A 25042-nucleotide genomic window follows, 5' to 3' on the forward strand; every position below is an offset into this window, starting at 1 on the left:
CTCAATCCGGCCGAGTTATCCCCAGCGTCGAGTTCATCCACAGGTCTCGCCCACCCCGGTAGTGTCCTTAGGTGATGCTCAGCTAACGCCGAAAGGATTCACTTGATGCTCACACGCTGGAGCCGCCGGGTTGCTGTTGTCCTGTCTGCCGTCGCGGTCGCCGCCGGGATGGTCGCGTGCTCCAGTTCGGGGTCTGACGAGCTGTTGATCTACAACGCCCAGCACGAGTCGCTCACCAAGGAGTGGATCGACGCGTTCACCAAGGAGACCGGCATCAAGGTCACCTACCGGCAGGGCGGTGACACCGAGCTCGGCAACCAGCTGGTGGCCGAGGGCAACGCCTCCCCGGCCGACGTGTTCCTCACCGAGAACTCCCCGGCGATGGCGGCTGTCGAGAAGGCCGGGCTGTTCGCCGACGTCGAGCAGCAGACCCTCGACCAGGTCCCGGCCCAGTTCCGCCCGTCGTCGAACAAGTGGAGCGGCGTGGCGGCGCGCTCGACGGTCTTCGTCTACAACAAGGCCAAGCTGCCGGCCGACCAGCTGCCCCACTCGATCATGGATCTGCAGCAGCCACAGTGGAAGGGTCGCTGGGGTGCGCCGCCGGCCAAGGCGGACTTCCAGGCGATCGTCGCGGCCATCCTCGAGCTGAAGGGCGAGCCGGCCACGGCGCAGTGGCTGGCCGGATTGAAGACCAATGCCGTTGTGCTCCAGGACAACATCGCGACGCTGCGCGCCGTGAACGACGGTCAGGTCGACGGCGGGATCATCTATCACTACTACTGGTTCCGCGATCAAGCCAAGACCAAGGAGATCAGCGGGAACACCGCCCTGCACTACTTCAAGAACCAAGATCCCGGCGCGTTCGTCAGCCTGTCTGGCGGCGGCGTCCTGAAATCCAGCAAGAAGCAGGATCAGGCCCAGCGGTTCCTCCGGTTCATCACGGGCAAGGCCGGTCAGGAAGTGCTGCAGAAGGGCACCTCGTTCGAATACCCGGTCGCCAGTGGTGTCGCGGCCAACCCGGCCCTGCCGCCGTTGGACACGTTGCAGGCGCCCGCGGTCAACCCGTCCAATCTCGATGCCGCCAAGGTCACCGACCTGATGACGAAGGCTGGCTTGCTGTAATTGGTCGCGACAGAAGCACCACCGGCTCAACCCGGACCGCAGCAGCGTTCCGCACGTCCCCGGCCGGGGGCAGCGCTGAGCTCCGCCGTGGTGCTCTTGCTGGCAGCGACCTTCATCCCGCTGGGTTACGTCGCCTGGTCGGTCATCACCACCGGCCCGGGTCGGGTGATCGAGCTGGTGGTGCGGCCCCGGGTCGGCGAACTCCTGCTCAACACCGTGGGCCTGGTCGTGATCACCGTGCCCGTGTGCGTTGTGCTCGGAGTCGGAGCAGCCTGGCTGGTTGAGCGCACCGATCTGCCGGGACGGACATGGTGGCGGCCGGTGTTCGTCGCACCCCTGGCCGTGCCTGCGTTCGTCAACAGCTACGCCTGGGTGAGTGTGGTGCCGTCGTTGCACGGATTCTCGGCCGGGGTGCTGATCGCGACGCTGTCGTACTTCCCGTTCGTCTATGTGCCCGCCGCGGCCACGCTGCGTCGCATCGACCCGGCACTCGAGGAATCGGCCCGCGCACTCGGTTCGGGTTCCTCGGGCGTGTTCTTCCGGGTGGTGCTGCCGCAGCTGCGCCTCGCGATCCTGGGCGGCGCACTGCTGATCGGTGTCCACCTGCTGGCCGAATACGGCGCGTTCGCGATGATCCGCTTCTCGACCTTCACCACCGCGATCTTCGAACAGTTCCAGGCCACGTTCGACGGCGCGGCCGGCGCCACGCTGGCCGCCGTTCTGGTGCTGCTGTGCCTGCTGCTGTTGGTCACCGAAGCCGCGGCCCGCGGCAATGCCCGCTTCGCACGGATCGGCTCCGGAGCGCAACGGGCCAGTGCGCCGATGCGTCTGGGCCGCACCATGGTGCCGGCCACCGTCGGATTGCTGGCCCTGGCCGCCCTGGCACTGGGAGTTCCGCTGTGGACGCTGACGCGGTGGACGTGGATCGGTGGCGCGCAGGTGTGGGACGCCACCGAGATCGGTACCGCGCTCGCCCAGACCGCGACGCTGGCCGCTGCCGCCGCGGTTCTGACCACCGTGCTGGCCTTCCCGTTCGCCTGGGTCGCCGTCCGCTACCGCGGCCTGCTGGCCCGCTCGATCGAGGGCGCCAACTTCATCACCAGCTCGATGCCCGGCATCGTCACCGCGCTGGCCCTGGTCACCGTCGCGATCCGCTACGCTCCCCCGCTCTATCAGACTGCCGCCCTGGTGATCTGCGCCTACGTGCTGCTGTTCCTGCCGCGCGCCCTGGTCAGCCTGCGCTCGGGCCTGGCACAGGTCCCGCCGTCAGTGGAAGAAGCCTCGCGCTCGTTGGGGGCCTCACCGGCGCGGACGTTCGTGCGCGTCACCCTGCGGCTGACCGCCCCGGCCGCCGCGGCCGGGGCCTCGCTGGTTTTCGTCGCCGTGGCAACGGAATTGACCGCGACGCTGTTGCTGGCACCGACCGGCACTCGCACCCTGGCCATGCGGTTCTGGTCGCTGAGCAGCGAACTCGATTACGCCGCGGCGGCACCCTACGCCCTGATGCTGATCGCCTTGTCCATACCCGTGACCCTGATGCTGTTGCGCCAGTCGACAAAGGTGGCTGCCCTGTGACCGACGATGTCCTGCAGGTGCGCGGACTCCGCAAGTCCTTCGACGGCACTGCGGTGCTCGATGGCATCGACCTGACCCTGACGCCGGGGACCATCACCGCGGTGGTCGGGTCGTCCGGGTGCGGTAAGACCACGCTGCTACGGGTGATCGCCGGCTTCGAATCCCCCGACGCCGGTACCGTGACCATCGGTGGGCGCGAAATGGCAAGTCCGACAAACACTGTCGCACCCCATCGACGCGACGTCGGCTACGTGGCACAGGACGGTGCATTGTTCCCCCACCTCACGGTGGCCCAGAACGTCGCTTACGGTCTGCGCGAGCGCGGCACCGCGGCCCGGGCCAGGGTCGGCGAGCTGCTGGCCACCGTGTCCCTGGATTCGTCGTTCGCGCAGCGCCGCCCGCATCAACTCTCCGGTGGCCAGCAGCAGCGCGTCGCGTTGGCCCGGGCGCTCGCCCGCCGGCCGGTGGTCATGCTGCTCGACGAGCCGTTCAGCGCGCTCGACACCGGACTGCGTGCCGCCACCCGAAAGTCCGTGGCCCGGGCGCTGTCCGAGACCGGGGTGACCACCCTGATCGTGACGCACGACCAGGAGGAGGCGCTGTCGATCTCCGATCAGGTCGCGGTGATGCGCGAGGGCAGGTTCACCCAGGTCGGAACACCCGAGCACGTGTACCGCCAACCCGCCGACCGGTTCACCGCCGAGTTCCTCGGGGACTGCATCACGGTGGCCGGCACCGTCACGTCAGGTTGGGCCGACAGCGCGCTGGGCCGGATACCGGTACAGGCCGGCGCCGCCGACGGTCCGTGCACGCTGGTGCTGCGGCCTGAACAGCTTGTCGCCACCGCGATTTCGGACAGCGAGGGTGATGCCCACGCCGCCGCCAGTGTGGGAACCGTGGTCGGCACCGAGTTCCTCGGCCACGATGTGCTGCTCACCATCGAGCCGGCCGCAGCCGGTGAGCCCATCGTCGTGCGCCAGCACAGTCTGAATCCGCCGGCCCGCGACACCAAGGTCCGGATCGATGTGCGGGGCGCGGGAACGGCGTTGCCTTGAGCCACATCGTCGCCGCGTTGAGGGCGCACGGTGACCGGATCGCGGTCTTCACCGAGACCCGGCAGATCAGCTACGCGACCCTCGCCGACCTCGTGTCACAGTCCGCGATGACGCTGGGCACCGAACGGCGCCTCGTGCTCCTCGGAGCACGCAACGACCTGCCCACCCTGGTGCACTACCTGGGCGCACTGGCCGGTGGCCACGTGTCCTTGCCGGTACCCGCGGACGGCGACCACGGCACGATCCTGCGGACCTACTCCCCCGACACCGTGATCGACGCCGCAGGCATCCACCACCGGCGCACCCACAGCACGCACCGGCTGCACGACGATCTGGCACTGCTGATGTCGACCTCCGGCAGCACCGGGTCACCGAAGCTGGTCCGGCTGTCCTACACCAATCTCGCCAGCAATGCCGCCGCCATCGCCGAGTACCTCGCGATCAGTGAAACCGATCGGGCGGCAACCACATTGCCACTGTCGTACTGCTACGGACTGTCGGTGGTCAACAGTCACCTGCTGCGCGGAGCCGGCCTGATCCTCACCGATCGCTCGGTGGTCGACGACGAGTTCTGGGACCTGTTCACCCGTTACCGGGCCACCACCTTCGCCGGGGTACCCCACACGTTCGAACTGCTCGACCGCATCGGCTTCGACACCATGGACCTGCCCCATCTGCGGTACCTCACCCAGGCGGGTGGCCGGATGGCACCCGATCGGGTGCGTCGTTTCGCGGCACTGGGACAGCGCCGTGGCTGGCAGCTGTTCGTGATGTACGGCGCCACCGAGGCGACCGCCCGGATGGCGTATCTGCCACCGGAATTGGCTCTGGCTCACCCCGAAGCCGTCGGACGTCCGATTCCCGGCGGCAGCCTGTCCATCCGTTCCGGTGACGGCTGGCCCGAGGGCACAGGTGAACTCGTCTACCGCGGCGCCAACGTGATGCTCGGATACGCGCAGCGACCCGAGGACCTGGCCCTCGGCGCCGCCATCTCCGAACTCCGCACCGGCGACATCGCCCGGCGCACCTCGGACGGCCTGTACGAAGTCATCGGCCGCAGTGGCCGATTCGTGAAGCTGTTCGGCCTGCGCATCGACCTCGACCGTCTCCAGACCACCCTCGCCGACCACGGAGTGACGGCGTTGTGCGCCGACGACGGCGAAGCCCTTGCGGTGGCCGCCGTTGACACGGGCGCAACGACTGCCGGTGAAGTGCAGCAGTTGACCGCCACTCTGGCCGGCGTGCCCGCCGGTGCGGTGCGCTCGGCGCTCGTCTCCGAACTGCCCCGGTTGATCTCGGGCAAGCCCGATTACGCCACGGTGCGCACGTTGGCCGCCGCACCCCCAGTCGGCGACATCTCGGACCTGAAGGGCCTGTTCGCCGAGGTTCTACACCTGCCTGCTGCGTCCGTCGACCGCGACGCCAGCTTCATCGATCTCGGCGGTAACTCACTGTCCTATGTGGCGATGTCGGTTCGGCTGGAACGCGCCCTGGGACGGCTGCCGAAGGATTGGCACCGGATGCCGCTGCGGGACCTGGAGCACCATTGCGCGCCCCGTCGGCGTCGATGGGCAACCGTGGAAACCAGCGTCGCCCTGCGCGCCGCAGCCATTGTTCTCATCGTCGGTTCGCATGCCGAGTTGTTCGCACTGTGGGGCGGTGCGCACATCCTGCTCGGGGTGGCCGGTTACAACTTCGGCCGGTTCTGCCTGACCCCGGTCCCGCCGTCGACGCGGCTGCGTCACCTGCGCAACACGATCGCTTGGATCGCCGTGCCCTCCATCGTCTGGGTCGCCGTCGCGCTGGTCCTCACCGACGACTATCACGCGTCGAACCTGTTGCTGGCCAACAAGTTCCTCGGGCCGCCCGACAGCATGACCGCCGGACGATTGTGGTTCGTCGAGGTCCTCGTCTGGATCCTGGTGGCACTGACCGCGGTATGCGCACTGCCGGGCGCCGACCGGCTGGAGCGACGCCGCCCGTTGGCCTTCGCCGCGGCGTTCCTCGCACTCGGGTTGGTATTGCGTTACGACCTACCCGGTTTGGGTCTGGGCCGCGAAGCCTGGTTCACGGTGCTGGCATTCTGGTTCTTCGCGGCCGGGTGGGTGGCAGCCAAGGCCACCGCCACCTGGCAACGCGCCCTCGTCACCGTCGTGCTGGTGGTGGGCTTGCACGGCTACTTCGGCAACACCGGCCGGGAAACCCTGGTACTGGCCGGGTTCGCATTGCTGATCTGGCTGCCCGCGGTGCGCTGTCCCGCGCCGATAGCGACTGGCTGCGGGCTGCTCGCCGAGGCCTCGCTGTACACGTACCTGACGCACTACCAGGTCTATCCGTTGTTCGGCGACCACCGGGTGCTCGGTGTGGTGGCGGCGCTGATCGTGGGGGTGGCGCTCACGTACCTGATCAACGTGACCCGAAGGAAGTTCGCGAGAAGACGCGTAGGTGCCCGGATCGCGACGAAAGTGGGTCCCTACGTGTCTGCTGGGCACGGAAACTCAGTCCGCCAAGCGGTCGGCGACCAGCCCCTCCTGCACCAGCGTGGCGGCCACCGCACCGTCGGCACGCAGCAGGCTTGACGTGATCAGCCCCCGCCCCCGCTCAGCGGCAGGTGAGCGTGACTCCAGCAGGTTCCACTCCCCGGCCCGCACCGGACGGTGAAACCAGATCGACGAATCCGTGGTGCCACTGCGGTGACTGCGCGACCGCATGCTGTGCCCATGCACGGCCAACGCCGGATCGATGCCGTACAGGTCCGTGATGTACACCGCGATCAGCATGTGCACCAACGGATCGTCCGGCAGCTCGGTGGTGACCCGCCACCACATGCGGCGCACGAACTCCTCGCCCGAACCGTCGTCGGCGATGCGGATGTCGAACTCGTCGAGCGGCAGGGACGGCGCCGGGCCGGGCGGGCCGGTGCACGGAAGCACCTCGGGGTCGTGTGGCATCGCACCGAGCCCGTGTGCGGGGCCGGCGAGAGCTGTCGCGAACGACACCGTGGCCGTGGTCAGCATGCGGCCATGTTCATACGATTCGACACGTCGCGCCGAGGCGGTCCGCCCGTCGTACACGCGGTGCACGCGCTGCTCGACCGGTTCCCCGGCGTCCCCGCCGCGCAGGAACTGCAGGTGCATGTTGGTCGGCGACCGGTCATCGCCCACCGTCCGGCAGGCGGCGGCCAGGCTCTGTGCGGCGAGCAGACCACCGTAGGCCCGCTTGCCCTCCGGACCGCTGGCCTGCCCGGTGAACACATCACCGTCGGCGGCCCGTACGTCCAACAGCTTCAGCAGAGCACTCATTGATCGGTACCCGTTGCGACAGTGCCTGATTCGGTCAGCGCGGCAATCTCGTCGGCACCGAGCCCGAGGTGTTCGGCCAGCACCGAGGCCGTGTCGTCGCCGAGAGCGGGAGCAGGGACCGCAGGCGGATACATCCCGCCGATCGAAACCGGCAGGCCCGGCGCCAGGTAGGTGCCGATGCGGGGTTGCTCCAGCGGGGTGAACAGCGGATTGGCCACCACCCGCTCGTTGACGGCAACCTCCGCGAAGCTGCGGTACCGCTCCCAGAGCACCGAGGTGCCCGACAGCGCCGCACTGATCTCCTCGGCGGTGTGTTCGCTGAACCACAAGGTGAACAGGCCAGTCAAGGCGTCTCGGTGGATGTACCGCTGCCCCTCGTCGGTGAAATCTGCGCCGAACGCCTCGGCAAGGGCGGCAACGGCTTTCGTGGTGCCGGTGACCTCGGTGAGGTCACGGAAATGCCGTCCGGTGAGCGCCACCAGCATGAAGCCGACGCCGTCACTGCTGGTGAAGTTCTGTCCGTAGGTGCCGTACAGCGTGTTGCCGAGCCGTTCGCGGCCCGTACCGTTGACCATCACCTCCGTCAGGAATCCGAGATTGCCCGCGGTGGCGAGGGCGACGTTCTCCAGCGGGATGCTGATCCGGGCGCCTTCACCGGTGGAATCACGGTGGCGCAGTGCGGCACTGACCGCCAGCGCCACGTACAGCCCACAGCTGACATCCCAGGCGGGCAACACATGGTTCACCGGGGTGGACAGCTGCGCTGGCCCGGTGACCATCGGGAAGCCCAACCCGGCGTTGACCGTGTAATCCACCCCGGTGCCGCCGTCGGCACGCCCGGACACCTCGACGTGGATGAGGTCCGGACGCTGCGCGGACAGCACGTCGTACGAATGCCATTGCCGTCCAGCCACATTCGTGATGAGCACACCGGCCTCGGCGATCAGCCGTTGCACCAGCTGCTGGCCCTCCGGTGAACGCATATCGGCAGCCACCGAACGCTTGCCCTTGTTCAGCCCGGCCCAGTAGATGCTGTCGCCACCGTCGGTCAGCGGCCAGCGGTGATAGTCGGCAGCACCCCCGATGGGATCGACGCGCACCACCTCGGCGCCCAACTGGGCCAGGGTCATGCCGGCCAGCGGCACGGCGACGAAACTGGAGATCTCGACGATCCGTACCCCGGCCAGCGGGCGGGTCGGGTCCGGCGTTACGGATTCGGCCATGGGAGTCAAGCTATCAAGCCGGTTCGCCCACCAGTTTCACCGCGGCGGCCTCGATGGTGTCCTCGGACAACAGCACCTCCAGTGCGGCATCGCCCAGTGGGATGAAGCTGTCGGCACTGGAGACCCGCTGCACCCGCCCGGTGAAGCCGTGGTCAGCGAGTTCGGCCAGCACCCCTTCCCCCACGCCCCCGGTGCGGCGGGTCTCGTCGACGATGAGCACCCGTCCGGTCGCGTCCGCCTCGCGCAGCATGTCCTCGACCGGCAGCGGCGACAGCCAGCGCAGGTCGACCACCCGGGCGGCGATCCCGGCGCGCTCCAGGCGAGCCGCGACCCGCAGGCTCATCCACAGTCCGTTGGCGAACGTCAGGATGGTCAGGTCGGCACCGTTGCCGTACGTGCGGGCCGTACCGACACGGACTGGCTGCTGTGGATAGGCCGCCAGCCACTGCTCGTCACCGTCGACATGGAGATCCTTGCTGTGGTACAAGGCGATGGGTTCGAGGTAAATGCACACCACACCAGCGGTTTTCGCGGCGGAAACGCAGGTGTGCAGCATCGCCGCGGCGTCGTCGGGCCGGGCCGGCGAGGCGATCACCACCCCGGGGATGTCGCGGATCGCGGCGACCGAATCGTCGTTGTGGAAGTGACCGCCGAACCCCTTTTGATATCCGTAGCCCGCGATCCGCACCACCATCGGATTGCGGTACTGCCGGTTGGAGAAGAACTGCAGCGTGGCCCCCTCACCGCGGATCTGATCGGCGGCGTTGTGCAGATAGGCCAGGTACTGGATCTCCGGGATCGGCACCAGCCCCGAGACACCGGCGCCCAGGGCCAGTCCCAAGATGGTCTGTTCGTCGAGCAGGGTGTCGAAGACCCGCGCGGGGCCGGCCGCAGCCTGCAGGCCGCGGGTCACCCCGTAGACACCGCCCTTACGGGCGATGTCCTCGCCGAACACGATCGCCTCCGGATGCGCCTGCAGCACCTCCTGCAGCGCCCGATTGATGGCCAGAGCCAGGGTCAGCGGTGGACCGCCGGGCTCACCCGGCGCGACGGCGGAGACCGACCTGGCCTCGTCCAGTGTTTCGCGCAGCGGTTGCATCACCGCCGTCGCACTGTCCAATCGCGGACGATCGCTGACCTCGCGCGCCAGGCTCATCACCTCGGCCCGTTTGTCCTCATAGCGTTGCAGCACCTGATCAGGCGTCAGGATGCCATGGGCCACAAGTGTTCTCGCGGTGGTCAGCACGGGGTCACGCTCATAGTCGGCAACGATGTCGGTAGGCCGCCGGTAGGCCTGCTCATAGTCGGACCCGGCATGACCCATCAGCCGTACCGTGCGCAGGTGTAAGAATGCCGGTTTGCGAACGCGCCGGACCCAATCGGCCGCGGCGCGTGCGGTTTCGACCACATCGACGAGGTCGCACCCGTCGGCGGCGAAGTACTGCAACCCCTTGCGGTCCCCGTAGGCACGGGCGATCCAGCCGCGCGGCGTCGGCGTGCTGATCCCGATGCCGTTGTCCTCGCAGACCAACAGCAGCGGCATCGGCAGGCCCTGGTATGCGGCGTGCAGGGCGGCATTGACGGCGCCGACGGTCGTCGAATGATTGGCCGAGGCGTCACCGAAACTGCACACCGTGACCGCGTCCTCCGGCCATGGGCAGGCCACACCGAGCTTGCGGGTGCGGGCGATCGAAAACGCCACCCCGACCGACCGCGGCAGATGTGACGCGATGGTGGACGTCTGCGGAATGATGTTCAGGTCCTGACGGCCGAACACCTTGTGCCGCCCGCCGGAGATCGGCTCAGCGGTGGCCGCCACCAACCCCAGCAGCACGTCGCGCAGCGGATCGCAGCCGTCGACCTGCGCGGCGCGGGCCAGGTAGAAGCCGCCCGACCGATAGTGCAGCAACGCCGGATCGCTCGGCCGCAGGGCGGCGGCGACAGCGGCATTACCCTCGTGCCCGGACGATCCGATGGTGTAGAAGCCCTGCCCCTGCGAACGCAGCCACCGGGCGGCCAGGTCCAGATGCCTGCTGCCCAGCTGAGCGTCGAAGAGCGCCAAGGGATTCGGCATATCCAGTGCCGGGGCATCCTCCGAGCCCGGCGCGACGAGGGACGCTACCGTCGCGGTGAAGTACGCGTCGATGGGCTCGATGGTCATTCAGATCAGCTCGATCGCCTCGGCGATCGACGGCAGCACGCGGCTGGGCCGGAACGGATAACGTTCGATGTCGGAGACAGACGTCGAACCGGTGAGCACCAGGATGGTCTCCAGACCCGCCTCGATCCCGGCCACCACGTCGGTGTCCATCCGGTCCCCCACCATCACGGTGTTCTCCGAATGCGCCTCGATCCGATTGAGCGCACTGCGGAACATCATCGGATTGGGCTTCCCGACGAAGTAGGGGTCGCGGCCGGTGGCCTTGGTGATCATCGCCGCCACCGATCCCGTCGCGGGCAACGGGCCCTCGGCCGACGGACCTGAGACATCGGGGTTGGTGGCGATGAATCGGGCGCCGCCGAGAATCAGTCGGACGGCCTTGGTGATCGCCTCGAAGGAGTAGGTGCGGGTCTCCCCCAACACCACATAGTCGGGATCGATGTCGGTCAGGGTGTAGCCGGCCTCGTGCAGCGCGGTGGTCAGCCCGGCCTCGCCGATCACATACGCCGAGCCGCCCGGCTGCTGATCGGCCAGGAACGCCGCGGTCGCCAGTGCGGAGGTCCAGATCGACGTCTCGGGCACGATCAGCCCCGACCGGGCCAGTCGGGCCGCCAGATCACGCGGGGTGAAGATCGAGTTGTTGGTGAGCACCAGAAACGGCCGTTGTTTGTCGGCCAGAGTCTGCAGGAACTCGGCGGCGCCCGGGAGCGCGTGCTCCTCGCGGACCAGGACGCCGTCCATGTCGGTTAGCCAGCACTGGGCAGGTGAACGCACCGGTCCAGTGTCTCAACTCGCCGTGCGGATCAAGCGGCAACGGAGTTATCCACAGGGTGCGGCGATGGCATGGCGGTGACGCCCCCGCCTCCATACGATGGGGCGATGGCAGCCCTCGAAGACCTCGAAGCGCGGGTGGCAGCGCTGGAGGCCTCCCATTTTGACTATCGCGCGGTGCTTGCGGCAGTCAACGCATTGGGTGCCAATCAGCGTGAGCAGGGCCAACGACTCACCTCCGTCGAGGGGCGGCTCACCTCGGTCGAGCGCGAACTGACGGACTTCCGTCAAGAGACCCGAGCCCGCCTGCGCTCAGTCGACGAGCATCTGGCCGAGATCAAGGACCTCATAACCGGCCGGCGCTGAAAGCAACGGCCCGGTGAGCGGAAACCGCACAGCCGGGCCGTTGACTACTCAGCCGAGATCAGTTGGCGTGCTGATCGGCGACGTCGAGTGCGGAGTCCAGGATCGCCAGACCCTCGCGCGCCTCCTGCTCGGTGACGTTGCACGGCGGCACCACGTGGATGCGGTTGAAGTTGGCGAACGGCAGCAGGCCGTTGGCCTTGCACGCGCCGACCACGGCATTCATCGCCGGGCTGGAGCCACCGTAGGGCGCCAACGGTTCGCGGGTCTGCTGATCCGCCACGAGCTCGACCGCCCAGAACACGCCCGCGCCACGCACCTCGCCAACGCTGCGGTGCTTGGCCGCCAACTCGGCCAGGCCGGGTGCCAGCACCTGGGCTCCGATCTTGGCGGCGTTCTCGACCATGCCCTCGTCGGCCATCGCGTTGATGGTGGCGACCGCAGCCGCGGTGGCCAGCGGGTGCCCGGAATAGGTCAGCCCACCCGGGTACGGACGATGCGCGAACGTCTCGTAGATGGCCGAGCTGATCGCGACGCCACCGAGCGGAACGTAACCGGAGTTCACCCCCTTGGCGAAGGTGAGCAGATCGGGCACGACGTCGAAATGCTCGATGGAGAACCACTTTCCACTACGACCGAAGCCGGCCATCACCTCGTCGGCGATGAACACGATGCCGTAGCGGTCGCAGATCTCGCGCACCCCGGCCATGTATCCCGGCGGCGGGACCATGATGCCCGCGGTACCCGGGATCGACTCCAGGATGATCGCGGCGATGGTGGTCGGACCCTCCATCTGGATCAGCTTGTCGAGGTACTCCAGAGCGCGTTGGGATTCCTGTTCCTCGGTTTCGGCGTGGAACGACGAGCGGTAGAGGAACGGCCCGTTGAAGTGCAAGGTGCCGGAGTTGCCACGGTCGTTGGGCCAGCGCCGCGGGTCACCGGTCAGGTTGATCGCGGTGTCGGTGCCACCGTGGTAGGCGCGGTACCGCGACAGCACCTTGTAGCGCCCGGTGTGCAGGCGGGCCATCCGGACCGCGTGCTCGACCGCGTCGGCGCCACCGTTGGTGAAGAACACCTTGTTCAGCTCACCGGGGGTGCGCTCGGCGATCAGCCGCGCGGCCTCCGAGCGTGCCGAGTTGGCGTATTGCGGGGCCACTGTGCAGAGCTTGGCGGCCTGCTCGGCAATGGCGGCAACAACTTTCGGGTGCTGGTGACCGATGTTGGTGTTGACCAGCTGGGAGGAGAAGTCCAGCAGCCGGTTGCCGTCGCCGTCCCAGACGTAGGAGCCCTGGGCGGCGGTGATGGTCATCGGCGAGATCTCTTCCTGCGCCGACCAGGAGTGGAACACGTGTGCGCGGTCTAGTTCGTAGGCCCGCGCGGCCTCGGCCTTCGCCGCGTCGACGGTCAACCCGTTGGGCAGCGTGGCGGACTCTTGAATCGCAGTCATGAGTTGAATTCTCTCACTTGTTCTCGGGGAAGCCGAGGTTGATACCACCGTGGCTGGGGTCCAGCCAGCGGGTGGTGATGGCCTTGGTGCGGGTGAAGAAGTGCACGCCTTCGGCGCCGTGTGCATGGCTGTCACCGAACAGCGATGCCTTCCAACCACCAAAGCTGTAGTAGGACATCGGAACCGGGATCGGCACGTTGATGCCGACCATGCCGACCTCGACCTCGTTCTGGAACCGCCGCGCGGCGCCACCGTCGTTGGTGAAGATCGCGGTGCCGTTGCCGTACGGGTTGTTGTTGATCAGCTCAAGCGCCTCGTCGTAGGTCTCGACGCGCAGGACCGACAGCACCGGGCCGAAGATCTCGTCGGTGTAGACGCTCATCTCCGGGGTGACGTTGTCGAGCAGGGTCGGGCCGAGCCAGAAGCCACCCGAATCCCGTTGACCCGCCCCGTCCAGGACGGTACGGCCGTCGACGACGACCTTGGCACCGTCGGCCTCGCCCGCGTCGATGTAGGAGGCGACCTTGTCGCGGTGGACCTTGGTGACCAGCGGACCCATGTCCGAATCCTTGGTTCCGTCACCGGTTTTGATGGTGGCGGCACGCTCGGCGATCTTGGCGACCAGCTCGTCGGCGACGGGGCCCACAGCGACGGCGGCCGAGATGGCCATGCAGCGCTCACCAGCGGAACCGAATCCGGCGTTGATCATGGCATCGGCCGCGAGATCCAGATCGGCGTCGGGCAGGATCACCGCGTGGTTCTTGGCCCCACCCAGGGCCTGCACGCGCTTGCCTGCCGCGGTGGCAGTGGCGTACACGTACTGCGCGATCGGGGTGGACCCGACGAAGGACACCGCCTTGATCTTGGGGTTGGTCAGCACCTCGTCGACGGCCGTCTTGTCACCCTGCAGGACGTTGAACACACCCTCGGGCAGTCCGGCCTCGGCCCACAGCTGCGCCATCCACAGCGAGGCGCTCGGGTCTTTCTCCGACGGCTTGAGCACCACGGTGTTACCGGCGGCGATGGCGATCGGGAAGAACCACATCGGCACCATGGCGGGGAAGTTGAACGGCGAGATGATGCCGACCGGTCCCAGCGGCTGCAGCACGGAGTGCACGTCGACGTTGGTCGACGCGTTCTCGCTGAATCCACCCTTGAGCAGATTCGGGATGCCGCAAGCGAACTCGACGACTTCCAGACCACGGCTGACCTCGCCGAGCGCATCGGAGAGCACCTTGCCGTGCTCGCTGGTAATAATCTCTGCGAGTTCGCCCTTCCGCTGGTTGAGCAGCTCGCGGAAGGCGAACAACACCGAGGTGCGCTTGGTCAGGGACGTGTCCCGCCAGGCCGGGAACGCCGCGGCGGCGGCGTCGATCACCGCACGCGCGTCATCCACACTGGCCAGCGCGACCTCGCCGGTGACCGCACCGGTCGCCGGGTTGGTCACCGGGGCGGTGGCGGTCGAAGTGCCGGCAAACACCTTGCCGTCGCGCCAATGCTGGATGACATTGCTCATGGATTCCCGAACCTTCCTGTGGCGGTAAGTACTGGTACTACTCTGGGCCACCGTCAATACCAGCGGGACGATCATCTTGTAATCCTGATCAGCCGGTTCATTACACTTTGTAAAATGATCCCGACCGTGCGCGACATCGTCAGCCTGCCGGTGGTGCAGGCCGGCGAGCCCGAGGTGCTCAGCGCACAACAGCTGGACCGGCCGGTGCGCTGGGTCCACGTGAGCGACATGCCGGACCTGGCCGGCCTGCTGCAGGGTGGCGAACTGGTGCTCACCACCGGTGCGGCACTGCGTGACGCGCCCCGCGACTACCTGCGACGGATGCACCGGGCAGGAGTGGTCGGCGTGGTCGTCGAACTGGGCACCCGCATCGAATCACTGCCCGACAGCGTCGGGAAGATGGCGCAGACTCTCGGCCTGGCGCTGGTCGTCCTGCACCGACAGACCAAGTTCGTCGAAGTCACCGAGGCGGTGCACCGCCTCATCGTGGCCGACCAGTACGAGGAACTCGAGTTCGCCCACCGCACCCACAAGACCTTCACCGAGCTGAGCATGAAGCGGCCGTCGATGGCCGACATCGTGCGCGCGGCCGCCGAGATGATCGATGAATCGGTGGTACTGGAGGACCTGTCCCGCCAGGTGCTGGCGATCTCACCGCGCAACGAGCCGGCCACCACCGTGCTCGCCGACTGGCAACAGCGATCCCGAGCGATGACGGAACCGTGGGTCACCACGGCCGTCGGCCCACGCGCCGAGGAGTGGGGTCGGCTGATCGTCCCGCACGCCCCGGCCGCGCCGGACAAGACGAAGATGGTCCTGGAACGCGCCGCACAGGCGCTCGCCCTGCACCGGATGGCCGAAAGGGGCCGGACCGGTCTCGAGCATCAAGCCCAGAGCGGGTTGATCGACGACGTTCTCGGCGGACGAATTGACGACGACCGCGAGGCCGATGCCCGGGCGCTGGCCCTCGGTCTGCGAGCCGGTGGCACCTACCTGCCGGCCACCGTCAGGGTGGGTGCGCCACCGGACCGGCTCGACCCGGTGGGCACCCAACGCCGCAACATCCGCATCCTCGATGCAGTCACTCACAGCGTGAAAGCCCAAGGGCACAGCGCGATCTGCTCGATCCGGCGAGACGGAGAGATCGGCCTCGTGCTGGCGCTGAATCCGCGGCGCGGTTCCAGCACCGAAGTCACCCTGAGCCGGCTGGCCGAGGGCTGGCGTGAGGCCATCGCCCGTGGCGGCGACGCGGACAAGGTCGTCGTCGCCGTCGGTGGTGGCGCCGGAGCGTTCGCCGACGCCGTCCACGGGTTGCGCGAAGCTGCCCACGTCGCCGAAGTCGCGGCGTCGATGCCGGATCTGACCCGGCCGTTCGTGCGGGCCTCCGACGTCCGGCTGCGCGGACTGATCACGCTGCTGCTCGACGATCCGCGCGTCCAGATGTTCGCCGAAACCGAACTCAAGTCCGTTCTGATCCACGACGCCGATCAGGGCAGCGACGATCTGGTCGTGCTCCGCGGTTACCTGGAACTCGCGGGCAACAAGTCCGCACTGGCCAAACGTCTGCACATGAGCCGCCCGGCGCTCTACGGCCGGCTGGCCTCGATCGAACGGAGACTCGGCGTCAACCTCGACGACGGTGAATCGATGACGTCGCTGCACGTGGCGCTGCTGGTGCTGGACGCGCAACGCAGTGCCGCCGCACAGCCGCCACGCTGAGAGCACCTCGGGACTCATACTTGTCCGATGGCAGATCGCAATGTGTTGGGCGGCCGGCTCGAGGAGTGCGGCACCGACCCGCTTACCGGCTTCTACCGCGACGGATGCTGCTCGACGGGCGACGCCGACGCGGGCCGGCACACCATCTGCGCCGTCGTGACCACCGAATTCCTGGACCACCAGCGGTCGATCGGCAACGACCTCTCGACACCGGCACCGCAGTACCGGTTTCCCGGCCTGGTGCCCGGGGACCGCTGGTGCGTCACCGCGGTCAACTGGCTGCGCGCGCACAATGACGGCCAGGCGGCCCCGGTGGTACTGGCCGCCACCCATGAGCGCACCCTCGACGTGGTGCCGCTCGACGTTCTTCGGCAGTACGCGGTTGATGTGCCCGACGACCTGGGCAGCCTCTGAGGCTCCGTAGGCTCGAGCCGTGAGCGTCGCACCCGATACGAGCGTCACCCTGGACAACCGCTTCGCCCGCGCGCTTCCCGAGATGGCCGTCGCGTGGCAGGCCGAGCCGGCCCCCGCACTGCGGTTGCTGGTACTCAACGAGGCGTTGGCGGCCGAACTCGGCCTCGACGGCTCGTGGCTGCGCAGCCCCGACGGCCTCGGCCTGCTGTCGGGCACTGCCGTGCCGGACGGAGCCACCCCGGTGGCCCAGGCATACGCCGGGCACCAGTTCGGCGGGTACGTTCCGCGCCTGGGCGACGGCCGCGCGCTGCTGCTGGGCGAATTCGTCGGCGCCGACGACCGCCCCCGCGACCTGCACCTCAAGGGGTCGGGGCGCACGCCGTTCGCCCGCGGCGGGGACGGTCTGGCCGTCGTCGGGCCCATGTTGCGCGAGTACATCGTCAGCGAAGCAATGCACGCCATGGGCATCCCCACCACCCGTGCCCTCGCTGTGGTGGCCACCGGGCGCGACGTCCGGCGCGAGACGCTGCTGCCCGGGGCGGTACTGGCGAGGGTCGCCGACAGCCATCTGCGGGTCGGCAGTTTCCAGTACGCGAGCGCACAGGCACAGACCGTGGGCGACATCGCGCTGCTGCGGCGGCTGGCCGACCACGCCATCGCCCGGCACCATCCCAACGCGGCCGATGCCGAGAACCCGTACCTGGCGCTGTACGAGGGTGTCGTCGCGGCGCAGGCCACGCTGCTGGCCCAGTGGATGCTCGTCGGGTTCGTCCACGGCGTGATGAACACCGACAACATGACCATCTCCGGTGAGACCATCGACTACGGGCCGTGTGCCTTCATGGAAATCTTCGATCCGGCAACGGTGTTCAGCTCGATCGATCATGGCGGCCGCTATGCCTACGGGAATCAGCCGACCGTCGCCGCGTGGAACCTGGCCCGCTTCGCCGAAACCCTGTTGCCCCTGCTCGCTGACGACGGTGAGCACGCAGTCGAACTCGCCACCCGGGCACTGCGCGAGTTCGGGCCGCAGTTCGACGCCGCGTGGTCGGCTGGGATGCGCGCCAAGCTCGGACTGCCCGACGATGTCGACGATGAAGTGGCCCGCACCCTGATCGACGACCTGCTCGCGCTGTTGCAGCAGAACCGAACTGACTACACGTCGTTCTTCCGTGACCTCGCCCGTGCCAAGCGCGGAGAAGCCGAGATCGCCGGCGGATTCGACGAGTGGCTGGCACGGTGGCAAGCCCTCGGGCCTGACACCGCTGCGATGGACCGGGTCAATCCCATCTACATTCCCCGCAATCATCTCGTCGAAGAAGCGTTGAACGCCGGGACGAACGGCGACATGGAACCCGTCGAGCACCTGATGGACGCGCTCGCTGCGCCCTTTGACGAACGTCCCGGGCTCGAACGGTATGCCGCACCCGCGCCCGACGACTTCGGTACCTACCGCACGTTCTGCGGAACCTGACGACCAGCCGCTACGGTGGGTCGGGTGACGACGATCACGATGAACACACCCGACGGCCCGATCGAGGCTCTGCTCGGCCTCCCCAGCGGGGAGGGTCCGTGGCCCGGAGTGGTGATCATCCATGACGCGATCGGCTACGCACCCGACAACGAGGCGATCTCCGAACGCGTCGCGGCCGCCGGCTATCTCGCGCTCACGCCGAATCTCTACGCACGCGGCGGTCGGGCCCGGTGCATCACCCGGGTGATGCGGGAGCTGCTGACCCAGCGCGGCCGGGCACTCGACGACGTCCTGGCCGCACGCGACCACCTGCGGGCACACCCGCAGTGCACCGGGGCGGTGGGCATCGCAGGTTTCTGCATGGGCGGACAGTTCGCGCTTGTTCTGGGGCCCAAGGGATTTGGAGCGGCAGCACCGTTCTACGGCACCCCGCTGCCGAAGCGGCTCGACCAGACATTGGACGCCTCGTGCCCGGTGGTGGCCAGCTTCGGCCGCCGTGACCCGCTGGGTATCGGTGCGGCGGGTCGGTTGCAGCGCGTCGTCGACTCCAAAAACATCCCGGCCGACATCAAGGTGTACCCCGAAGCCGGCCACAGCTTCGCCAACCAGTTGCCCGCGCAGTCGTTACTGCGGATCACCGGCTTCGGCTACAACGAGGCCGCCACCGCCGATGCCTGGTCACGCGTGTTCGCGTTCTTCGGCGAGCACCTGAGCGCTAAAGCCAACTGAGCCCGGCCACCACCAGCGCTTCGGTGCCGGTGTCCAGCGTCGGCTGGAGCACCGGGCCGAACCGCGGTGAATGGTTCACCGGAATGTCCACGCGAGTGCGATCAGCGGCCACCGCAGCGCGGAACGCCTCCTCGTCGATCCCGCCGAAGCCCCAATAGGTGTAGGGCGCGCCCAGCGCAGCCGGAATGTCACTGAAGTCTTCACTGGCCGACCCGGCCGGCATCGTGTGTGCCCGGTCGCCGAAATATTCACTGAAGGCGGCCTCGACGCGAGCCGTAACCGCATCGTCGTTGACGGTCAGCGGAAAGTTGGCGTACAACTCGAATTCCGGGTCGCGCGGCGAGTCGGATGCCTGACACTCGGCGATCACCACGCGCCGGATCGCCGCGAGCACCGCGGTGCGCACCGATTCATCGAAGGTGCGCAGGTTCAGTTCGAGTACCGCGTGATCGCCGATGACATTGCTCTTGGTCCCGGCTTGAATGCTGCCGACCGTCAGGACGACCGTCTGGCTCGGATCAACCTCGCGGGACACAATCGTCTGCAACCGGATGACGATCATCGACGCCAGCACCACCGGATCCACCGTGGCCTGCGGCATCGAACCGTGCCCGCCACGACCGTAGACCGTGATCCTCATGCTGTCGCCCGCAGACAACACCGGCCCGCTACGGGTACGCACCTGTCCCGCGGGCGCCGGAAACACATGCTGGGCCAACGCCACGTCGACTGGGCCGACCAGATCGGCCAGACCGTCCTCGACCATCCCCCGGGCGCCATCGCCCACCTCTTCGGCGGGCTGGAAAACCGCAATCATGGTGCCGCGCCAGTGATCTGGCGCCTGGGAGAGCAGTTCGGCAGCGCCCAGTAGACACGTCACGTGCACGTCGTGGCCGCAGGCATGCATGACGCCGTCATGCGCACTCGCGTAGGGCAGCCCCGTCGCCTCCGTCACCGGCAGCGCGTCCATATCCGCACGCATCAGTACCCGGGGGCCGTCCCCGTTGTCCAGAACACCGACCACGCCGGTTCCACCGACGCCTTCGTGGACGGTCAGCCCCGACCGACGGAGGCGCTCGGCCACCACGCCGGCAGTGCGTTTTTCCTGATGCGAGAGTTCGGGGTTCTGATGCAGATCGCGGTACAGCGGCTCCTGCCAGGCGCGGACCTCGGGTAACCGCGTGAGCACCGCCTCGGCGCGTCGACGAATATCGTCCCCAGTACTGTCCGCCGCCACCGCCGACCCCCTGTCCGCTGTTACTCCGGCAACCGCAGTTCGGGTTTCTCGACCTCTTCGATGTTCACGTCCTTGAACGTGATCACCCGTACCTGCTTGACGAACCGGGCCGGCCGGTACATGTCCCACACCCAGGCGTCGGCGAGCCTCAACTCGAAGTAGACCTCGCCCTCGGAGTTACGCGGAATCAGCTCCACGCTGTTGGCCAGGTAGAACCGCCGCTCGGTCTCGACGACATAGCTGAACTGCCCGACGATGTCCTTGTATTCGCGGTAAAGCGAGAGCTCCATCTCGGTTTCATACTTCTCGAGATCCTCGGCGCTCATCTGGTGTGCTGTCCTTCTCGTTGTGCTGGTGCCCTGTCGACCATCTTTGCGTACGCGGTTTCAGCATGCCGCATTGGTGCCATATCCCGCCGCACGTCTGTCATCTCTGCGGCCCGCCGCACATCTACCGTCTCTGCGGCCCGCCGCACGTTCACATACGAGTAGCGGTGCTCCACACACGGCCCCAACTCCGTCAACGCCGCGGAGTGTGCGGGAGTGCTGTACCCCTTGTGCTCGGCGAACCCGTAGCCGGGGTGGTGCTGCTCCATCTCGACCATCAGCCGGTCTCTGCTGACCTTGGCCAGCACGCTGGCCGCTGCGATACAGGCGGCCGCGGCATCTCCCCCGATCACCGGCAAGGAGGGCACTGCCAGGCCCGGAACCCGGAACCCGTCGGACAACACGTATCCGGGCCGCAGGGACAACCCCGCCACCGCGCGCCGCATGCCCTCGATATTGGCCACGTGAACACCGAGCCGGTCCACCTCGTCGGAGGGGATGAACACCACGTGATAGGCCAGTGCATACCGACGGATCAGGGGGAACAACCGCTCCCGTTCGCGCTCGCCCAGCTTCTTGGAATCGTCGAGCGAGGCCAGGCTGTCCATCCGGTTGGGGCCCAATACACAGGCGGCCACCACCAACGGTCCCGCACAGGCCCCGCGCCCCACCTCGTCCACCCCGGCAACCGGCCCGAGTCCGTTGCGATACAGCGCTGATTCCAGGGTGCGCAGGCCGGATGACCTCCGGATCACCGGTCGCGGCGGCCACGACGTCTTCACCACTGGAGGCACAGGGCAGCTCCTAGGAGTCGGTCTGCGGGTTCACGCCATTGATACCGCCCCATCGGGACGGCGGCCAGGCGATGAACCGTGCCTTTCCGATCACATTCTCCACCGGAACGGTGCCGACCGCCGGGTCGCCGGTGCACATCACGCGTTCCTGCACGGGGATTTCCCCGGCGTCGGTACGCGGACTGTCGCAATGCGCGCGCGAGTCGGCCGAATGGGTCCGATTGTCACCCATCACCCACAGGCGATCGGGCGGGACGGTGACCGGACCGAACTGATTGCCCAGACACGGATAGAGATTGGGGTCGACCATCATGGTGGCCGGGTCCAGGTACGGCTCGTTCAGACGTTTGCCGTCGACCGTCAGACCCGTGTCGGCACGACACTGCACCGTCTGACCGCCCACGGCGATGACACGCTTGACCAGATCGTTCTCATCCGGCGGCACGAAACCGACGAAGGAGAGGGCATTCTGCACCCAGCGGATCGCGGTGTTGTCCGAGCGGATCGACTTGTATCCGATGTTCCACGACGGCGGGCCCTTGAACACCACCACGTCGCCGGGTTCCGGCTTGGAGAACCGGTAGGTCACCTTGTCGACCATGATCCGGTCACCGACACAGCCGGCGCAGCCATGCAGCGTGGGTTCCATGGATTCCGACGGAATCAGATACGGACGTGCGATGAACGTCAGCGTCACGTAGTAGAGCACCAGCGCGATGGTCGCCAAAATGGCGATTTCGCGGGCCGTGGAGTGCTTGCCCTTGGGCGACTCGTCCGGCGATTCGTCCTCGGACGCATCCGAAGGCTGACCTGGATCAGAGTCGACGTCCGAATCGCATTCGGAACTTTCCTCCGAGCGCGCGTTGGCAGAGTCGGTAGGTCCGGTCACAGGCACCACAGTAGCGACGGTCGTGACCGGTCCCGCGACGAGAGCATCGTCAGGCGGAGCAGCGCGCTCAGCGCTTTTCCTTGATCTTCGCCTTCTTGCCACGCAGTTCGCGCAGGTAGTAGAGCTTGGCGCGACGCACGTCACCGCGGGTCACCACATCGATGTGATCGATGTTGGGCGAATGCACCGGGAAGGTGCGCTCGACGCCGACGCCGTAGCTCTCCTTGCGGACGGTGAAGGTCTCGCGGATGCCGCCGCCCTGGCGACGGATCACGACGCCCTTGAAGACCTGGATGCGCTCCTTGGAGCCCTCGATCACCTTCACGTGCACGTTGACGGTGTCGCCGGGGCTGAAGGTCGGGATGTCGTCGCGCAGCGACGCCTGATCGACGAAGTCCAGCGTGTTCATCGGTGACACTTCCTTGTTGTTGGCTGCTCCGGGCAGGCGCATACAGATCGCGCAGCCGAAGCTATTTTCGGGTGTATCGGGTTGCATCTCGCAGCGGAACGCGGACAAGCCGGCCCAGTCCTGCGCAGACAACTGCTCAATTGTGCCAGACGGGTCCCCATACCGTGAAATCCGGCGGGTCGGTCCACCCGATTGCCCCGACTCCTGCACCATACTGCGAGCACTACTGAGCAGCGGGCCACCAGCCGGACAGTTAGGCTTCATCCACCGATGCGCCGGTCCTGCAGAGCCCATCGGGGTTTGTTGACGGTTCAAGGAGGACCATGCGACGGGGGCCGTCGAAGCTGAGGATGGCGAGCGCAGCCAGCGTCACCGCAGTAGTGGCGAGTGCCGTGATAGCCGTCGGTTGCGAAGCCCGGGTGTACGGAACTCCCCCGGCCGCACCCGGAGCACTGCCGCAGCTGACCGTCGTCGTCCCCCAGGGCGGCATGGCTCCGCTGCCCGAGCCATCGCCCGGGGAACCCGCCGCTACCTTCCTGGGCCTCGAGGGCCGCGCCCAGCAGGCGACCGAGGACGCTGCCGACGCCGGCGCCGAGATCACCGTGCTCGTCCTCGACCGCAACACCGGCCAACTGGTCTCCAACGGAAACGCGACGACCATCGCCATCGCCTCGGTGGTCAAGCTGTTCATCGCCGACGATCTGCTGCTGCAGGAGGCCAAGGGCCAGACAGTCCTGAGCCCCGAGGACCGTGAAAACCTCGACGTCATGCTGCGATCCTCGGACGACAGCGCCGCCGAAGTGTTCTGGTACCGCAGCGGTGGAAGCGCCATCGTCGATCGGGTGGCGGCCCGCTACGGCTTGGGCTCGACGCAGCGGCCGAACGACGGCCGATGGTGGAACACCATCAGCACCGCGGCCGATCTGGTGCGCTACTACGACATGTTGATGAGCGGCAGCGGCGGCCTGCCCGCCGAACAGGCCAACGTCATCCTGTCCAACCTGGCCCAGTCCACCCCGGAGGCCATCGACGGAACGCAACCGGACGGCACGTACCCGCAGCGTTTCGGTATTCCTGAGGGCCTTTACGCCGAGCCGGTCGCGGTCAAGCAGGGCTGGATGTGTTGTATCGGTTCGGACTGGATGCACCTGTCGACCGGCGTGGTCGGCCCCGACCGTCGGTTCATCATGGTGATCGGCTCTCTGCAGCCGACCAACGCCGCCACTGCACGCGACACCATCACCGACGCCGTCAAGACGATGTTCCCCGGTGGCCGGATCTAGCCCACGTTTCCTCGCGAGCAGACACCTAGGTACCCGTTTTCACGCGATTTGGGGTACCTGCGCGTCTGCTCGTCGAGGAAAATCAGCCCAGCAGGTCCGGTCGGCGCTCGCGCGTGCGCTGTAGCGACTGCTCGTGGCGCCACGCCGCGACCTTGGCGTGATCCCCCGACAGCAGCACATCCGGCACCTCCAACCCTCGCCAGCTCTGCGGGCGGGTATAGCTGGGCCCTTCAAGCAGGCCGTCGGAATGCGAATCCTGTTGGTGCGATGCCGGGTTACCCAGCACATCGGGCATCAACCGGACCACCGCCTCGATCATGACCAATGCCGCCGACTCGCCGCCGTTGAGGACGTAATCACCGATGGAAACCTCTTCGACCCGCATCCGGCGGGCCGCATCGTCGGCTACCCGCTGATCGATCCCCTCGTAGCGTCCACAGGCGAACACCAGATGCGACTCAGCACTCCAGCGCTCGGCAACAGCTTGGGTGAACGGGCGCCCTGCCGGTGTCGGCACGACGAGAAGTGTTTCCTCGGAACATATTTCGTCGAGCGCTTCGCCCCACACGGGCGCTTTCATGACCATTCCCGGACCGCCGCCGTACGGCGAATCGTCCACCGACCGGTGCACGTCACGGGTCCAGTTCCGCAGGTCATGCACGGCAACGGACAGTATTCCGGCGTCTATCGCCTTGCCCGGCAAGGACTGCCGGATCGGATCGAGGTAGGCCGGGAAGATCGTGATGACGTCAATACGCACTGCGCGGCCCGTCAGACCTGGTCCAGGTTCAGCAGACCGTCTGGAGGATCGATGACGACAGTTCCGGTGTCCCGGGACACCGAGGTGACGATGGCGCTGACGAACGGCACCAACACTTCGCGGCCATCCGGTTCGGCCTTGACCGACAGCAACTCGCCGGCGGCGGTGTGCAGCACCTCGCGAATCATGCCCACCGCGGCACCCTCGACCGTGACGACCCGCAAGCCTTCGAGTTCGTGGTCATAGAACTCATCGGGATCGTCGATGGCGGGCAGGTCGGCGGTGTCGACGATGAACACCGTGCCACGCAACTCGTCGGCCGCGTTGCGATCGGTCACACCGGCCAGGCGGATCAGTAACCGACCCGCGTGATCGCGCACGGATTCGACCGAGAAAGTGCGCTCGGCACCCCCCTTGGCGCGGCCCTTCGGGGCCTGTCTCATAAACACAACACAAGCACCCGACAAAAACGC

Annotated in this window: 23 protein-coding genes; 10 read left to right on the forward strand and 13 right to left on the reverse strand. The window is 67.4% G+C overall.

All coding sequences use genetic code 11. The features are described 5' to 3' along the window. The first annotated feature begins 105 nt into the window (after positions 1-105). The 4 genes from A5779_RS27815 to A5779_RS27830 are packed head-to-tail and all read left to right on the forward strand — an operon-like array spanning position 106 to position 6331. Positions 106-1122: an iron ABC transporter substrate-binding protein gene (locus tag A5779_RS27815; protein WP_064886959.1), complete on the forward strand. Its 1017-nt coding sequence runs from the start codon at positions 106-108 to the stop codon at positions 1120-1122. Further along, positions 1123-2697 carry an ABC transporter permease gene (locus tag A5779_RS27820; protein WP_064886960.1) on the forward strand — a complete coding sequence of 525 codons (1575 nt, stop codon included), beginning with the start codon at positions 1123-1125 and terminating at the stop codon, positions 2695-2697. After that, on the forward strand, positions 2694-3752 hold the full coding sequence (locus A5779_RS27825) for an ABC transporter ATP-binding protein (protein ID WP_064886961.1): 1059 nt from the start codon (positions 2694-2696) through the stop codon (positions 3750-3752). The genes A5779_RS27820 and A5779_RS27825 overlap by 4 nt, the downstream gene beginning before the upstream one ends. Next, positions 3749-6331 carry an AMP-binding protein gene (locus A5779_RS27830; protein ID WP_064886962.1) on the forward strand — a complete coding sequence of 861 codons (2583 nt, stop codon included), beginning with the start codon at positions 3749-3751 and terminating at the stop codon, positions 6329-6331. Before A5779_RS27825 ends, A5779_RS27830 begins: the two co-directional genes overlap by 4 nt. Here the strand turns inward: A5779_RS27830 and A5779_RS27835 are convergent. Genes A5779_RS27835 through A5779_RS27850 form a run of 4 tightly spaced genes read right to left on the reverse strand, consistent with a single transcriptional unit; the run spans position 6251 to position 11212 of the window. Then, on the reverse strand, positions 6251-7054 hold the full coding sequence (locus A5779_RS27835) for an acyl-CoA thioesterase (RefSeq protein ID WP_064886963.1): 804 nt from the start codon (positions 7052-7054) through the stop codon (positions 6251-6253). The two genes, A5779_RS27830 and A5779_RS27835, sit on opposite strands and share 81 nt — an antisense overlap. Continuing rightward, positions 7051-8277: a CoA transferase gene (locus A5779_RS27840; protein WP_064886964.1), complete on the reverse strand. Its 1227-nt coding sequence runs from the start codon at positions 8275-8277 to the stop codon at positions 7051-7053. The genes A5779_RS27835 and A5779_RS27840 overlap by 4 nt, the downstream gene beginning before the upstream one ends. Positions 8278-8290: 13 nt before the next feature. Continuing rightward, positions 8291-10438, reverse strand: a complete 2148-nt coding sequence (locus A5779_RS27845) for a thiamine pyrophosphate-dependent enzyme (protein ID WP_064886965.1) — start codon at positions 10436-10438, stop codon at positions 8291-8293. Next, on the reverse strand, positions 10439-11212 hold the full coding sequence (locus A5779_RS27850) for an HAD-IIA family hydrolase (RefSeq protein ID WP_064886966.1): 774 nt from the start codon (positions 11210-11212) through the stop codon (positions 10439-10441). Between the two features lie 105 nt (positions 11213-11317). On the opposite strand from A5779_RS27850, the gene A5779_RS27855 reads away from it, so the two are divergent. Continuing rightward, the gene (locus A5779_RS27855; RefSeq protein WP_064886967.1) at positions 11318-11575 is read left to right on the forward strand and encodes a hypothetical protein; all 258 of its coding nucleotides are present in this window, start codon (positions 11318-11320) and stop codon (positions 11573-11575) included. Between the two features lie 58 nt (positions 11576-11633). On the opposite strand, the gene A5779_RS27860 is transcribed toward A5779_RS27855, so the two are convergent. Then, on the reverse strand, positions 11634-13019 hold the full coding sequence (locus A5779_RS27860; protein WP_064886968.1) for an aspartate aminotransferase family protein: 1386 nt from the start codon (positions 13017-13019) through the stop codon (positions 11634-11636). Positions 13020-13032: 13 nt separating this feature from the next. Continuing rightward, positions 13033-14535 carry a CoA-acylating methylmalonate-semialdehyde dehydrogenase gene (locus A5779_RS27865; RefSeq protein ID WP_064886969.1) on the reverse strand — a complete coding sequence of 501 codons (1503 nt, stop codon included), beginning with the start codon at positions 14533-14535 and terminating at the stop codon, positions 13033-13035. A 114-nt stretch (positions 14536-14649) separates the two neighbouring features. On the opposite strand from A5779_RS27865, the gene A5779_RS27870 reads away from it, so the two are divergent. The 4 genes from A5779_RS27870 to A5779_RS27885 are packed head-to-tail and all read left to right on the forward strand — an operon-like array spanning position 14650 to position 18871. After that, positions 14650-16254 carry a PucR family transcriptional regulator gene (locus A5779_RS27870; protein WP_064886970.1) on the forward strand — a complete coding sequence of 535 codons (1605 nt, stop codon included), beginning with the start codon at positions 14650-14652 and terminating at the stop codon, positions 16252-16254. Between the two features lie 27 nt (positions 16255-16281). After that, a complete protein-coding gene (locus A5779_RS27875) occupies positions 16282-16668 on the forward strand; it encodes a DUF2237 family protein (protein WP_064886971.1) in 387 nt (128 codons plus the stop codon). Positions 16669-16687: 19 nt separating this feature from the next. Beyond that, complete coding sequence (locus A5779_RS27880; RefSeq protein WP_064886972.1) at positions 16688-18142, forward strand: protein adenylyltransferase SelO; 1455 nt, start codon at positions 16688-16690, stop codon at positions 18140-18142. 39 nt (positions 18143-18181) lie between these two features. Then, positions 18182-18871, forward strand: a complete 690-nt coding sequence (locus tag A5779_RS27885; RefSeq protein WP_110777816.1) for a dienelactone hydrolase family protein — start codon at positions 18182-18184, stop codon at positions 18869-18871. On the opposite strand, the gene A5779_RS27890 is transcribed toward A5779_RS27885, so the two are convergent. From A5779_RS27890 to rplS, 5 genes are all read right to left on the reverse strand, one after another. Beyond that, positions 18858-20060 carry an amidohydrolase gene (locus A5779_RS27890; RefSeq protein WP_064886974.1) on the reverse strand — a complete coding sequence of 401 codons (1203 nt, stop codon included), beginning with the start codon at positions 20058-20060 and terminating at the stop codon, positions 18858-18860. The genes A5779_RS27885 and A5779_RS27890 overlap by 14 nt on opposite strands. A 68-nt stretch (positions 20061-20128) precedes the next feature. Beyond that, entirely contained in the window at positions 20129-20434 is a 306-nt protein-coding gene (locus tag A5779_RS27895) for a DUF2469 domain-containing protein (protein ID WP_003881082.1), read from the reverse strand. Further along, a complete protein-coding gene (locus A5779_RS27900; RefSeq protein WP_064886988.1) occupies positions 20431-21216 on the reverse strand; it encodes a ribonuclease HII in 786 nt (261 codons plus the stop codon). Before A5779_RS27900 ends, A5779_RS27895 begins: the two co-directional genes overlap by 4 nt. Before the next feature lie 22 nt (positions 21217-21238). Continuing rightward, the gene (gene lepB / locus A5779_RS27905) at positions 21239-22126 is read right to left on the reverse strand and encodes a signal peptidase I (protein WP_165609839.1); all 888 of its coding nucleotides are present in this window, start codon (positions 22124-22126) and stop codon (positions 21239-21241) included. A 58-nt stretch (positions 22127-22184) separates the two neighbouring features. Further along, on the reverse strand, positions 22185-22526 hold the full coding sequence (rplS, locus tag A5779_RS27910; RefSeq protein WP_029372100.1) for a 50S ribosomal protein L19: 342 nt from the start codon (positions 22524-22526) through the stop codon (positions 22185-22187). Between the two features lie 323 nt (positions 22527-22849). Between rplS and A5779_RS27915 the strand changes: the two genes are divergently transcribed. After that, positions 22850-23809 carry a serine hydrolase gene (locus A5779_RS27915; protein ID WP_064886976.1) on the forward strand — a complete coding sequence of 320 codons (960 nt, stop codon included), beginning with the start codon at positions 22850-22852 and terminating at the stop codon, positions 23807-23809. An 82-nt stretch (positions 23810-23891) separates the two neighbouring features. Here the strand turns inward: A5779_RS27915 and trmD are convergent, their stop codons facing one another. Both trmD and rimM read right to left on the reverse strand, forming a co-directional pair. Next, on the reverse strand, positions 23892-24569 hold the full coding sequence (gene trmD / locus A5779_RS27920) for a tRNA (guanosine(37)-N1)-methyltransferase TrmD (protein ID WP_064886977.1): 678 nt from the start codon (positions 24567-24569) through the stop codon (positions 23892-23894). A gap of 11 nt (positions 24570-24580) precedes the next feature. Continuing rightward, a partial coding sequence (gene rimM / locus A5779_RS27925) for a ribosome maturation factor RimM (RefSeq protein ID WP_064886989.1) occupies positions 24581-25042 on the reverse strand: 462 nt, incomplete at its 5' end.

Origin of the sequence: Mycolicibacterium peregrinum, assembly GCF_001665625.1 — a bacterium.
Classification (GTDB): domain Bacteria; phylum Actinomycetota; class Actinomycetes; order Mycobacteriales; family Mycobacteriaceae; genus Mycobacterium; species Mycobacterium peregrinum_B.

Bases quoted from the DNA above. Each gene is read 5' to 3' on its own strand.
- A5779_RS27855 (WP_064886967.1), top strand. From the start codon at position 11,318: ATGGCAGCCCTCGAAGACCTCGAAGCGCGGGTGGCAGCGCTGGAGGCC.
- A5779_RS27840 (WP_064886964.1), bottom strand. From the start codon at position 8,277: ATGGCCGAATCCGTAACGCCGGACCCGACCCGCCCGCTGGCCGGGGTA.
- A5779_RS27845 (WP_064886965.1), bottom strand. From the start codon at position 10,438: ATGACCATCGAGCCCATCGACGCGTACTTCACCGCGACGGTAGCGTCC.
- A5779_RS27815 (WP_064886959.1), top strand. From the start codon at position 106: ATGCTCACACGCTGGAGCCGCCGGGTTGCTGTTGTCCTGTCTGCCGTC.
- A5779_RS27895 (WP_003881082.1), bottom strand. From the start codon at position 20,434: ATGAGCGCCGAGGATCTCGAGAAGTATGAAACCGAGATGGAGCTCTCG.
- A5779_RS27865 (WP_064886969.1), bottom strand. From the start codon at position 14,535: ATGAGCAATGTCATCCAGCATTGGCGCGACGGCAAGGTGTTTGCCGGC.
- A5779_RS27885 (WP_110777816.1), top strand. From the start codon at position 18,182: ATGAACACACCCGACGGCCCGATCGAGGCTCTGCTCGGCCTCCCCAGC.
- A5779_RS27835 (WP_064886963.1), bottom strand. From the start codon at position 7,054: ATGAGTGCTCTGCTGAAGCTGTTGGACGTACGGGCCGCCGACGGTGAT.
- A5779_RS27860 (WP_064886968.1), bottom strand. From the start codon at position 13,019: ATGACTGCGATTCAAGAGTCCGCCACGCTGCCCAACGGGTTGACCGTC.
- rplS (WP_029372100.1), bottom strand. From the start codon at position 22,526: ATGAACACGCTGGACTTCGTCGATCAGGCGTCGCTGCGCGACGACATC.
- A5779_RS27875 (WP_064886971.1), top strand. From the start codon at position 16,282: ATGGCAGATCGCAATGTGTTGGGCGGCCGGCTCGAGGAGTGCGGCACC.
- A5779_RS27915 (WP_064886976.1), top strand. From the start codon at position 22,850: ATGCGACGGGGGCCGTCGAAGCTGAGGATGGCGAGCGCAGCCAGCGTC.
- A5779_RS27870 (WP_064886970.1), top strand. From the start codon at position 14,650: ATGATCCCGACCGTGCGCGACATCGTCAGCCTGCCGGTGGTGCAGGCC.